Raw genomic sequence first — 12,477 nt, forward strand, 5'->3', positions numbered from 1 at the left:
CATGACCGACACGACCTCCGCTACTCAACCTGTCCTCGCCATCGAGAACCTGACGACCTCGTTCAGGACAAGCGAGGGCTGGCGCTCCGTCATCCGCAACATCAATCTGCAGGTCAGCGCGGGGGAAACCGTCGCCATCGTCGGTGAATCCGGCTCCGGCAAGAGTGTGACGGCGCTCTCGACAATGCGCCTTCTGCCCGCGGGCAAGGCGCGATGCGAAGGCAGGATCCTGCTTGCGGGCAAGGATCTCATCAAGGTTTCCGAGGTGGAAATGCGCTCGGTTCGCGGCGGCTCGATCGGCATGATCTTTCAGGAACCGATGACATCGCTCAATCCGGTGTTCACCATCGGCAACCAGATCGCGGAGGCACTGGTGTTGCACCAGAGCCTTTCCTGGCAGGCGGCCGAGGCCGAGGCTGTGCGGCTGATGGAACGCGTGCGCATTCCCGCAGCCAAAACCCGGCTCAACGAATATCCGCATAAATTCTCGGGCGGCATGCGCCAGCGCGTAATGATTGCCATGGCGCTTGCCTGTCGGCCTAAGCTCCTGATCGCCGACGAGCCGACGACGGCGCTCGACGTCACGATCCAGGCGGAAATCCTTCACCTCATTCACGAGTTGCAGCGCGAAGAGAACATGGCGGTGCTCTTCATTACGCACGATATGGGCGTGGTTGCCGAAATCGCCGACCGTACGGTCGTTATGTTTCGCGGCGAGATGATCGAGACCGGCCCAACGCGCGAGATTTTCGCAGCGCCAAGGGCCGTGTATACGAAATCCCTGCTGGCCTCCATTCCGCGGCTCGGCACGATGGGCAATGCCGTTGCTCCCCGCCGCTTTCCGGAGGTCGATCCGGCGACCGGCGAGGCGTCGGACGGTCGCGAAATGCGCAGCGTTTCCGGGACGATCGCGCCAATTCTGAAGGTCAGTGATCTTTCGGTCCGATTCGACCTGCCAAATGGCCGCATCCATGCGGTTGAGGGTGTTTCGTTCGATCTGCGTCCCGGCGAGACCCTTTCACTGGTCGGCGAATCCGGTTGCGGTAAATCGACGACTGGCCGCGCGATCATCCGGTTGATCAATCCAACCGCCGGCTCGGTCGTGATCGATGGGAGGGACGTCACGGAAGCGAATACACGCGAATTGCGCGCGATGCGCCGCACGTCGCAGATGATTTTCCAGGACCCGTTCGCATCGCTCAATCCGCGTATCACCATCGGCTCGGCAATCGCGGAGCCGATGCTTGCCCACGGCGTGATCGGCAAGCGCGAAGCGAAGGGGCGGGTCGGCGAATTGCTTGAACAGGTCGGCCTGTCGGCGAAGATGGCCGACCGCCATCCGCACGAATTTTCCGGCGGCCAGCGTCAACGGATCTCGATCGCCCGGGCACTGGCGCTCGAGCCGAAGTTTATCATCGCGGACGAGGCCGTCTCGGCGCTCGACGTTTCGGTCAAGGCGCAGGTTGCCAATCTCCTGCTTGAGCTGCAGGAAGAACGCCAGCTCGCCTATCTCTTCATCAGTCATGACATGGCGGTCGTGGAGCGGGTAAGCCATCGCGTCGCAGTCATGTTTCTTGGAGAAATCGTTGAAATAGGCCCGCGTGCGGCGATCTTCGATAACCCGCAGCATCCTTACACGCGGCGGCTGATCTCGGCCGTGCCGATCCCGGATCCCTCGCACCGTGGTCAGGTGGCGCCGCAGCCTTCCGATGAGATCAAGAGTGCGGTAAGGCCGCTCGATTACGAGCCGCCGAAACGGGCCTACCGGCAGGTTTCTCCGGGGCATTTCGTACAGGAAACATAGTGACCGGCTCGCGAGATGAATTGAAAAAAGCGCTGCTGAAGCAATCGACATCCCGAATGCGGTCCAATTCGGGTGCCCAATCATTCGCATCTCGCCCATCCGATCGCTTCTCCCGGCCATTTTGAAATGGAGAAGCATGAACCCTCCTTCGGCGGGTAGGTGGCGGGCGAATCCAGCAACCCATTCGGGTAGGTACGTCAAAGTTGCGCTTGATGCTAATATTCTAATTGTCGGCCCGGATGCCACCCGCGAGCCGAAGAGTGCAGCGTCCGGCGGCAATCAATATGCCCCTTGCATTGTCGTCGGACGCACACTGACTCGATAGAGCGGTTCGCTCCACAGCACCATCAAAAGGCGTCCAAATGCCCATGCTGATGCTTACTGTAGCCGTCGCTCGTCAAAAATGGACGTAGGAACCGGGTAGGGATCTGCCTAATGTCCCAAGCCGTGAAGGCAGGGTGATCGCGATGTGACGGTGGACCATCGGCAAGCGTCGATCGGAGGAAGGTGGCCTATTGGCCCCTGCGCCATCAGGGCAAATTCTCCTTCGAAGATGCAACCGTTCGCGAAGCTAGACGAGCGATAGCGTTTGGAGAGCGAGTAATGGAGCGTTTTTCCCATGTTATGAGTGGCCATCTGTCGCCGAAGCAGACCGATACACTCCAAAAAGTGTTGGCCAGCATCACCAATCAGCCCTGGTTCGATAACAATGAACGCGCTTGCGACATCTTAGCCGAGCGACTGGCGATTTTGATCAAAATGGGAATAGAAAACGCGGCACATCTTCAAACTATCGGTGTTTCCTGGGCGGTGAATGACTTTATCCGCAACGGCGTAAAAACGGATCGGGCGACTCTGAAGAATACCGCGCTCAGGATCGAGCAGCTTTCGATTCGAAGCTAGCCCAAGCCTTCGCCGGTGGCGGAGGCTTCGACGTGTGCAGAAGGGCGCGCGCGGGGTCCGAAGTGTCTCGTTTGCGTTAGCCCGCTTGGAAGCGGCTTTCTCGCACGAGTTCACGGATAACGGTTTCGAATGGCGTTGTGCCCTTCACGGCCGATCGGCCTTGGTCGCGAAATTCGATCCAACCTTCGTTGAAACCATCCAGCATGCGGATACGCGGGAGCGGATTTCGCGCGCCCTCAGCCCGAAAGATTTCTTCCCAGCTCTCACGCGGCACGATCTCGACACGAACAGGACGTTCGAGCGCTGTGGCGAAGGCGCGGGCCAGATCGTTCGGCGATACGCGAACGGGTCCTTCAAGCTCGACAATCCGGATGCCGCTCCAGTCCTCTGTGAGCAAAGCCGCGGCACATTTTCCGACGTCCGGCGTTGCGACCATCGGAAATGCCTTGTCAGCGGGATGAAGGAAGCTACGCAAAAGGCCTCCATCCCGCGCCGACGGCACATCCCATAATGCGTTTTCGACAAACCAGCCGGGCCGCAGGAAGGTGAGAGGAAGATCGAGATTGCTCAACGCCTGTTCCATCAATGTGCGTTGGCTCAGCAGATTCTCATATGGTGCGTCCGCTCCGATGGTCGACAGGCATACGACTTTGCCAGGACGGCCCTTAGACAGTGCGGCGCCTACAGCTTCGATCACGCGCCTGGCTTCGGGAAAGCCTGGCTCGGGATCGAATTCCGAAGGCGGCAGAATGAAAACGCCATCGGCTCCGCTAAAGGCTGCAGCGAGACTTTTCTCGTCGTCCATCTCCGCCAGGGCGATGTCGCAGCCGCGTTCCAGCCATTCCGCCGCCTTCGCTTCATTTCGAAGGATGGCCCGGACCGGCTGCCGATTGGCGATGAGTTCTCGCGCCAGCGCGCCGCCCACCTTTCCGGTAATTCCCGTAATTGCGTACATGATAGTTCTCCAAGGACCTGCTCTGATTGACAGCGCGCAAGCTCAGACGGGCTCGGCAAGGAGCCGTGCTCGAAGGCGTCATGAGGCCGGCTGCGCTGAATACATCTCGTTTGTAGGCCTAAGAGATCAGTGATTCACGCGCATTAATATCAATGTTAAGATGACTAAAAATCACTATGTGTTGTGGAGTCCCATGACAACGGAGATCCAGTATGTTCGATGCGCGTCTTTTGACCGGTGTTGGCGTCATGGCCGCAGTCAGCGAAGCGGGAAACTTCGCCCGGGCGGCCGAGGTGTTGGGGCTAACCCCGTCGGGTGTCAGCCGGGCGATAGCGCGATTAGAAGCGCGGGTCGGTGTACGGCTGTTTGATCGAAACCCTCGGCAAGTCAGCCTCACCGAGGAAGGGCACCGATTTCATTCGCAGGTCATTCCGCTTCTCACCGGTTTGGAAGAGGCGGCCGCTGAGGTTTCGGGTGCGGCCTCGGCCGTGCGGGGGCGACTGCGCGTTTCGGTCGACCCGTGGTTCGCACGAACCGTTCTTGCCCCCAAGCTGCAGCAATTTCTGGCTCGCCATCCGCAGCTATCGCTCGATCTTTCCACCAGCAACTACCGTGAGGAGATGATGACCGGGATCGATGTGGCAGTGCGCTTTGGCCCTCCGGACATGTCTTCCTTCATCGTTCGCAAGCTCCTGGAAACCCAGGTGGTGACGGTCGCTGCCCCATCCTATCTCAAGCGATATGGTGAACCGCGTTCGCCGCATGATCTTGTGCATCATGAAGCGCTTCTCTTTCGTGATCCCCAAAGCGGCCTGCCATTTCCCTGGGAGTTTCAGCGTCAGGGCGAGCGCATGGAGCTTAAAATCTCAAGCCGTCTCATGCTGGATGACCCGTCCGTCGCGATCTCCGCCTGCGTCGCGGGACAGGGCATCTTTCAGAGCCTGTCGATCGGGCTTGCGCCCTTCCTTGCGCGGGGTGAACTCGTGCCCATCCTTACCGATTGGTCGGACGAGCACTATCCGCTCTATGCCTATCATCCTTCCCGCCATCTGCCGCCCGCTAAGGTGAGGGCATTTCTCGCATTCGTCGAGGAGGTTGCGAAAGCAGCAATGTGAAAGGCCCGCCGCTCTTAGCCTCGACCCGTGGCATCCGGGTCAACGCCGTTAGCCCGAGAATGGCGAGGAGTTCGGACGCTTCAAGAGGTCGCGACGAGCTATTTGCTGTCCCAGATGTAGGTTTGACCGACACTCATTCGTCATGAAGGCGTAACCTCAACCGATCGATCACGGAGAACGCAAATGACCAAGGTCGCTTTCAATATCAGCATGTCGCTCGACGGCTTCATTACCGCAGGAAACCAGACCAGGGAGGAACCACTCGGCAAGAACGGCGAATTTCTTCACGAATGGTTCTTCAACAGCGGTGCAGAGGGCAATGCATATGTGCAGCGCCTCACCAGCAATGTTGGCGCCGTGATCTGCGGGCGCAAATGCTATGACGACTCGATCCCATTCTGGGACGAGAACGGGCCGACGGGGTCGTTAAAGCTGCCGCTTTTCGTCGTCACCCACCGGCCGTTACTCGCTTCGCACAGCACTGGAATCTATCACGCGGCTGCGACAATTCCCGACGCGGTGAAGCAGGCGAAGTCGGCGGCCAAAGGCAAGGATGTGAGCCTCATGGGCGGAGCCGACGTCTTTCGCCAAGCACTGGCCGGCGGGCTTGTCGACGAGATCGAGTTGCATATCGTGCCGGTGCTCTTTGGTGCTGGGACTCGCCTGTTCGACACGCTGCCCAATCAGATCAAGCTTGAGCCCACCAGCATGCTCGACACGCCGCTCGCTCGGCATATCGCCTATCGCATTGTGAAGTAAGCGAACGCAACCAGCCCTGTCTGATTAGTACTGGCCGATGAGATTGCGGCATGCACGGATCGTCAAGGCCATGACGGTGAGGGTTGTGCCGGCGATGCCGCTGCCGGGAAATGCGCTGGCGTCCGTGACAATGACATTGGATGCGTCCCAGAGCTGGTTATAGGGGTTGAGTACGGAATTGCTGGGATTATCCCCCATCCGCGCGCCGCCCGTCTCGTGAATGGCCGCGCCCATGCACATGGTCTTGCGGAACCATGTGCGGAACATGAAGCGGCTAAAAGGATCGGCGTCCGGGAAGGCGCCGCGCCCCATTTCCCTGAGGCCGGTGGGGGAGCCGATGAACTCCAGATCTCCGCCGACGCCGCGCACCATCTCGATCAGCACCTCTTCCTGCTGGCGGAGAAGCGCATGTTCCTCCTCGCCCATGACGCAGCGAATGTGGGGAACGGGAATCCCCCAGGCATCCTTTCGCTGTGGGTTGAGGCTTATGCGGTTATTCGCATAGGGTAGCATGCGACCGAAGCCGAAGAATGCCAGCCGCGCCGGCTCGTCATCGGGCGTCGGTGCCCGGCCGATGCTGCCTTGATAGTCGAAATCGCCGCGCCCGGCATCGCCGGCGCCGAAACGCGGCACGAAGATGCCTCCGGAGGGGTTATAGAATGGGTCGGCGGGCGCGGAATCATCGACCGCCCACCCCTTCGCTTTGGAAAAGGAGCCGAAGGCAAGGCAGGGCAGCTGATCCATGAAATAACGCCCGAGCGCGCCGGAACTGTTGCCGAGGCCTTCGGGATGGCGCGGGGATGCCGAATTCAGAAGCAGCCGCACGCTTTCGATCGGCGACGCCGACAACACGACGAGATTGGCGCGCGCGGTCTCGACCTTGCCGCTGACACGATCGATGAATTCCGCGCCCGTGGCGCGAGCCTCTTGCTCGTCCGTCACGATGCGGCGGACGATGGCGTCGTGGCGGATGGTCAACCGTCCGGTCGCAAGCGCCTCTCTCAAGGGCTTCGGCGTGCGTTCGGCGTCCGGCGCGATATAGCGCCAGGACACGATATGCCGTTGCGGCCAGCGGCCCTCCACCTCGTTCTTGAAGATCTGTTCGGCGGGCGTCAGTTTTGCCGGACGGGCATAGATGCCATCCGGCAGCGTCTCCACGCCGTCGGGGTTGCCGTAGAGGCCGAGACTGGTCTCGACTTCCTCGTAGTAAGGCACGAGATCATCATAGCTGACAGGCCAGTCGACGCCCTTGCCGGTCTTCGACCGGATCTTGAAATCATCGTCGGTCCAGCGCAGCAGTACTCGGCCAAAGCTGTGCAGGCGGCCACCGCTTTGCCGGCCGCGAATCCAGAGGAAGGGCGCATCCTTCGGGGTCGTATAGGGATTTTTACGGTCGTTGACGAAGAAATGACTGAAGCGCTCGGTAAAGAAGGCAGCGCGTGCCTGTATCGGCTGCCCCTTTATGGTTGCGCGGGCGCGCTCCCAGATGTTGATGCTGCTGGCCGGCAGTTTCTTGCGTGCCGGATCGAAATCCTTCTGGCTCACCGCCGGGCCGGCTTCGAGCAAAAGCACGGAAAGCCCCTGGGCGGTTAATTCCTTGGCGGCAAAGGAGCCGGCGGCGCCGGAGCCGATGACCAGCGCGTCATAAACAGTCTGAGACATAGATATTTTCCGTATATTTCAGAGACGGACGCCATCGGCGTCAAAGAGGGAAGCCCTGGCTATATCGATGCCGGGTGCGATTGCCGCGCCGGGCTGGAGTACCGTGTCGCCCATGATGCGATAGGACAGGCTCTGCCCGGCCCAATCGAACCAGACGACGGTGTCGGCGCCCATCGGCTCGACCACCGAGACGATGCCGGCGACGGTTGGCAGGGATGCCGTTCCTCCCTCCGGAGCGACATGTTCCGGCCGGATGCCGAGCGTTGCGGGACCCGCTTTGACGGGCGCGAGAAATGGATAATTGCTGAGATTGACGGTCAGGCTGTCGCTCTCGAAGACCGGGGTACCAGCCTTGATCGCGATCTCGCCCCTGATGAGGTTCATCGCCGGTACGCCGATGAAGCCAGCAACGAAAAGATTGGCGGGCCGGTGATAGATCTCCGCGGGGCTCGCAAGCTGCTGGATCACGCCATCCCTCATGATGGCGATGCGGTCGGCAAGCGTCAGCGCCTCGACCTGATCATGCGTCACATAGATCATCGTATTGCCGAGGCTTTGATGCAGTTTCTTGATCTCGACGCGCAGCTCGTTGCGAAGCTTGGCATCGAGATTGGAGAGCGGTTCGTCGAACAGGAAGACATCCACTTCGCGAACCAGCGCCCGGCCGATCGCGACGCGTTGGCGCTGGCCACCAGACAGTTCCGAGGGACGCCGATCGAGCAGATTTTCAAGGTGCAGGAGGGAGGCGGTGCGAGCCATGCGCGCCTCTATCTCGGCTTTGGGCAGGCCGGCGACGCGCAGGCCGAAGGACAGGTTTCTGCGCACCGTCATGCGCGGGTAAAGCGCATAGGACTGGAAAACCATGCCGATGCCGCGGTCTTTCGGTTCCTCCCAAGTCACGTTCTTTCCGGAGATCCACATCTCGCCGTCGCGAATGTCCTGCAATCCAGCGATGGCATTGAGCAGCGTCGATTTTCCGCAGCCGGATGGGCCGAGAAGCACGAGAAACTCGCGCGGAGCAATGTCGATGGAGAGCTTTTCGATGACGGTGTGGTCACCATAGGCGATCTTGAGGTCTTTGACCGATACGGCAGGCTGCATGGCATTACCCTTTGACGGCGCCGGCTGCGACACCGCGCAGGAACCAGCGGCCGGAGAAGAAATAGATGGCGAGCGGAACGACGGCGGTCAGGATGGTGGCGGCCATGTTCACATTGTAGGCGCGTTCGCCCATGGTGGTATTGACGATGTTGTTGAGCTGGACCGTCATCGGCAGGTTGTCGCGCCCGGCAAAGACGAGGCCGATCAGGAAGTCGTTCCAGATACCGGTGAACTGAAAGATGGAGGCAACCATCACCATCGGCACCGACATCGGCAACATGATCTCGAGAAAGATGCGCCAGAAGCCGGCTCCGTCGACGCGGGCTGCCTTGCAGAGCTCTTCGGGAATGGCGACGAAGTAGTTGCGGAACAGCAGCGTGACCAGCGGCAGGCCGAAGATCACGTGCACGAGGACGACGCCGGCGACCGAATTATAGAGGCTCAGATTGGCGAGCAGCCGTACCAGCGGATAGAGGAATATCTGATAGGGGATCAGGCCGCCGGCCATCAGCAACCCGAACAGAAGGTTCGAGCCCTTCGGCCGCCAGAGCGACAATGCATAACCGTTGATCGCCCCGATGAAGACGGAAATGACGACGGCAGGCACGGTGATCTTGACCGAATTCCAGAAACCGATCCGCACGCCGAGGCATTGCGTGCCCATGCAGGCTCCCGACCAGGCGGTCTTCCACGCATCGAAATCGATAGTGGCGGGCAGGGCGAAGATATGACCCTGGCGGATTTCTTCCATCGACTTCAATGAGGTCACGAGCATGGTGTATAAAGGCAGCAGGAAGAACAATGCCGACAGGATCAGGAAGGCGTAGAGCCCGATCTGGCCGCCGCTAAGCCTGGATGGTTTCGGACCGCGAGGATGGGGTTGAATTGTCATCAATGCGCTCCCCTTCTTCTGGCGCGCATGGCAAGCACATAGCGGAACGGGGCGACGGCCATGACGACGGAAAGGACCAGTACGGTGGCGCCGGCGCTGGCGAGCCCGAGGTTCTGGCGTTCGAACAGATTGTCCATGATGAATTTTGCCGGCACCTCGGTCGAGTAACCGGGGCCGCCGCCAGTTTGCGCCACGATCAGATCGTAGGTCTTGATCACGCCCATCGACAGGAGCATTCCGGATGCTGCCAACGCCGGCCCGAGTTGCGGCAGGATGATCGAAAGATAGATGCGCCAGACCGGAATGCCGTCGATCTGGGCAGCCTTCCATTGCTCCTCGCCGATGCCGCGCATGCCGGAAAGCGCAATGACCATCACGAGACCGGCGCCTTGCCAGACGCCGGCGAAGACTACCGTATAGATCGCCATGTCGCGATTGACGATCCAGTCGAAGACGAAGCCCTGCCAGCCGAATGCCCGCACGGTCGCCTGAATGCCGAATGTCGGGTTCAGCATCCATTGCCAGATGAGGCCCGTGACCACGAAGGACATGGCATAGGGATAGAGGAATATGGTGCGAAACACGCTTTCGAAGCGAACCTTGCGGTCAAGGGCTGCTGCCAGGACGAAGCCGAGAGCGAGGCATCCCGCGACATAGAGAACGCCGAAGATCAGCACATTCTCCAGCGATGCGAGCCAGCGTGAGTTTTTAAACAGCCTGGCATATTGGGCAAAGCCGACATAGTTGGATGACGGAAAGATCGTCGAATCCGTGAAGGACAGCCGGACTGACCAGACCATGGTGCCGATATAGACGAAGATTGCGGCGATCCATGTCGGCAGGAGTGCAAAGGTCGCAGCCAGGGAACGTCTGCGCTTGGCTTGCATGAGCAAACCCTCTCAAAAGAACGGAAGGAGCCGATCGACGATCACATCGTCGATCGGTCCGAAACAAAGGCGCTATTCGAAGATCCCGAAAAACTTCTCGGCACCGGAGGCGCTGTCTTCCGATGGGTTGCTCCAGAACTCGTCGACAAAGTCGTTGAGCGCGCCTGCCTGCTGCGGCGAGAGGATCAGTGCCTGATCCGGAACGATCTTGCCGGCGCTCATCAGCTCCAGGCCCTTCTGTGCGCAAATATCGAGCTTCGACTTGTCGACGTCGGTGCGCATCGGCACGGAGCCCTTCTTGAGCGAGAACTCGACCTGCACGGCGGGATCCATGGCGACTTCGGCCAGCAGCGTCTGTCCTTTCTGCGATGCCGCATCGGCGATCTTCGGGAAGGAGAAGGCGTCGGCCACGTAGACCATGCCGGGGGATTGGGGAGCGAGCATGCAGCCGTAGTCCTTGCCGAGCTCTTTGCCGGCCGCAACGAATTCGCCCTTGGCCCAGTCGCCCATGAACTGGACGCCCGCCTTGCCGGTGATGACCATCGCGGTGGCATCGTTCCAGTTGCGTCCCGGCGCTCCCGCATCGACATAGGCGCGCAGCTTGCCGAGAATATCGAGTGTCTTCTTCACACCTTCGACGGATGCGTCGCCCTTGTCCTTGTCGACATAGATTTTGAGGAAGCCGTCGATGCCGACCTGCGTGAGCAGGATCATGTTGAAGACCTTGGATTCCTGCCAGGACTGGCCGCCCCAGGCCACCGGCTGCACGCCCGCGGCCTTGAGCTTGTCGAGTGCCACGAAGAATTCGTCCCAGCTTTTGGGCTCTTCGCTTACACCGGCCTTGGTGAAGGCCTCCTTGGAATAAAAGACCCAGCTTTCGCCATGGGCATCGGTGGGGGAAAGGTAGACCTGGCCATTATAGGTGATGAGGTCATGGATCGATTTCGGCAGCACGTCCGCCCATTTGCCAGCCTTGGCGATATCGTCGATCGGGTTCATGAGCCCTTGCCCGACGAAATCCGTGTTGGCGAGGCCGATCACCGCCTGCTTGGCGGCCGGCGGATCGCCGGCGACCAGCCGGTTCTGGAAGGCGGCGTCGGCCGCACCGAAGCCGGCAATGGACGAATCCTTCCAGACGCCCCCGCGCTTTTCGAACTCCTGCTTGATGACATTAAGAGCCGCGGCTTCGCTGCCAGACGTCCAGGACGTCATGACTTCGGCCCTTGCCTTGTCCTCGGCGCGGGCGGGAGCGGAGGCAGCCGCGAGTGCTGCCCCCATTATGAGCAATTTCATCGTATTCTTCATTGTTCCACCTCTTCAAGAAGGCCCTCTTTGCGGAGCCATTGGTCTTCGGTTTATGAAATCAGCGATAAATCGGTAGTAATGCCTGCCGCACCAGTGTCAGGCCGTTGGCGATGTCGCCGACCGGATCAGGTGCGGCGTCCAGCTCGAGAATGGCCCAGCCTTGGTAGCCACGGTCGCGCAGCAGCCTGATCCAGCCCGGCCAGTCGACGCGGCCGAGGCCGAAGCCGCAGAAATAGGGGCGATGGCGATCATGAATATGCTCGTCGATCGGCGTATCGGCCGGCATCGGTCCGAGCGCATCCTTCCAATGGGCGATGATGACCCGCTCGTGATGACGGTCGACCACCTGGAGTGGGTCGGAACCGGCAACGATGATATGGGCGGTGTCCGGACACATGTGGACATAGGCGGGATCTGTCAACAGCATCAGAAGATCGACATCGCGCGATGCGGCAAAGATCGAGTGCGCCTCCGTGTGCAGGGCAAGCCGAACACCCTTTGCGTAGAGGACGGCGCCGAGACGGTTGAGAAAGTCGGCAATCTTGCGGGCCTGCTCGAAATCGAAGAACCGAACAGGCTCGGCGCCGAGCGTCTGGCGCAGCGGCGCGCCGACGACCATGATGTCGCTGCCGCAGGCCTTGAGAAACGCGGCGTATTTTTCCGCCTTTTCGATGATGGCCACCTGTGCCGCCGTTTCGGTGAAATCGCCCGCCGCCTCGAGTTCGGCAAAAAAGCCGCTTGCCAGCGTCAGGCCGCGCCTGGAAAGCTCGGCCGCGAAGGCTTCGACCGAACCATAGGTTTTCGTCGCATCCTGCCAGTTGAAGGGAGAGAAGGTCAGTTCGACACCGGTGACGCCGGATGCCTTAACGGCATCGAGGATCTTGTCCCAGAAGGCGCGGGGTTCGCTGCGCGACAGCGCGACGATGCCGTCGTAATCCTCGACGCCCCAGAAGCCGGGATGGAAAAAGGTGACGAGATCCACGCCAAAGCGAAGCCGTTCGGTCGAGCTCATGATGCTGTCCGTTCTCAAACTGGGGACCATCGCCTGCGGAACATCCCGCAGCGAGTAATCCAACATAATTTCAATGCGCTAT

11 protein-coding genes are annotated in these 12,477 nt (G+C 60.3%); 4 read left to right on the forward strand and 7 right to left on the reverse strand.

Going from position 1 to position 12,477, the window contains the following annotated elements:
* Position 1: 1 nt before the first annotated feature.
* Both HGP12_RS13255 and HGP12_RS13260 read left to right on the forward strand, forming a co-directional pair.
* Complete coding sequence (locus HGP12_RS13255) at positions 2–1,804, forward strand: ABC transporter ATP-binding protein (RefSeq protein ID WP_168879040.1); 1,803 nt, start codon at positions 2–4, stop codon at positions 1,802–1,804.
* A gap of 603 nt (positions 1,805–2,407) precedes the next feature.
* Positions 2,408–2,707, forward strand: a complete 300-nt coding sequence (locus tag HGP12_RS13260) for a hypothetical protein (RefSeq protein ID WP_168879041.1) — start codon at positions 2,408–2,410, stop codon at positions 2,705–2,707.
* Between the two features lie 76 nt (positions 2,708–2,783).
* Here HGP12_RS13260 and HGP12_RS13265 read toward each other — a convergent pair whose 3' ends face one another.
* Entirely contained in the window at positions 2,784–3,662 is an 879-nt protein-coding gene (locus HGP12_RS13265; protein WP_168879042.1) for an NmrA family NAD(P)-binding protein, read from the reverse strand.
* 212 nt (positions 3,663–3,874) lie between these two features.
* Between HGP12_RS13265 and HGP12_RS13270 the strand changes: the two genes are divergently transcribed.
* Complete coding sequence (locus tag HGP12_RS13270; protein WP_168879043.1) at positions 3,875–4,777, forward strand: LysR family transcriptional regulator; 903 nt, start codon at positions 3,875–3,877, stop codon at positions 4,775–4,777.
* A 183-nt stretch (positions 4,778–4,960) separates the two neighbouring features.
* Complete coding sequence (locus HGP12_RS13275) at positions 4,961–5,536, forward strand: dihydrofolate reductase family protein (RefSeq protein WP_168840592.1); 576 nt, start codon at positions 4,961–4,963, stop codon at positions 5,534–5,536.
* A 24-nt stretch (positions 5,537–5,560) separates the two neighbouring features.
* On the opposite strand, the gene HGP12_RS13280 is transcribed toward HGP12_RS13275, so the two are convergent.
* The 6 genes from HGP12_RS13280 to HGP12_RS13305 all read right to left on the reverse strand — a co-directional run bounded on the left by HGP12_RS13280 (position 5,561) and on the right by HGP12_RS13305 (position 12,395).
* The gene (locus HGP12_RS13280) at positions 5,561–7,198 is read right to left on the reverse strand and encodes a GMC oxidoreductase (RefSeq protein WP_168879044.1); all 1,638 of its coding nucleotides are present in this window, start codon (positions 7,196–7,198) and stop codon (positions 5,561–5,563) included.
* Positions 7,199–7,216: 18 nt separating this feature from the next.
* A complete protein-coding gene (locus HGP12_RS13285) occupies positions 7,217–8,299 on the reverse strand; it encodes an ABC transporter ATP-binding protein (RefSeq protein WP_168879045.1) in 1,083 nt (360 codons plus the stop codon).
* Positions 8,300–8,303: 4 nt separating this feature from the next.
* The gene (locus HGP12_RS13290; protein WP_168879046.1) at positions 8,304–9,191 is read right to left on the reverse strand and encodes a carbohydrate ABC transporter permease; all 888 of its coding nucleotides are present in this window, start codon (positions 9,189–9,191) and stop codon (positions 8,304–8,306) included.
* On the reverse strand, positions 9,191–10,078 hold the full coding sequence (locus tag HGP12_RS13295) for a carbohydrate ABC transporter permease (protein ID WP_168879047.1): 888 nt from the start codon (positions 10,076–10,078) through the stop codon (positions 9,191–9,193). Before HGP12_RS13295 ends, HGP12_RS13290 begins: the two co-directional genes overlap by 1 nt.
* Positions 10,079–10,150: 72 nt before the next feature.
* Positions 10,151–11,383, reverse strand: coding sequence for an ABC transporter substrate-binding protein (locus tag HGP12_RS13300; protein WP_168879048.1), 1,233 nt, complete (start codon positions 11,381–11,383; stop codon positions 10,151–10,153).
* 58 nt (positions 11,384–11,441) lie between these two features.
* On the reverse strand, positions 11,442–12,395 hold the full coding sequence (locus tag HGP12_RS13305) for a sugar phosphate isomerase/epimerase family protein (protein ID WP_168879049.1): 954 nt from the start codon (positions 12,393–12,395) through the stop codon (positions 11,442–11,444).
* Between the last annotated feature and the right edge of the window lie 82 nt (positions 12,396–12,477).

Origin of the sequence: Rhizobium sp. P28RR-XV (assembly GCF_012641385.1) — a bacterium.
Classification (GTDB): domain Bacteria; phylum Pseudomonadota; class Alphaproteobacteria; order Rhizobiales; family Rhizobiaceae; genus Rhizobium.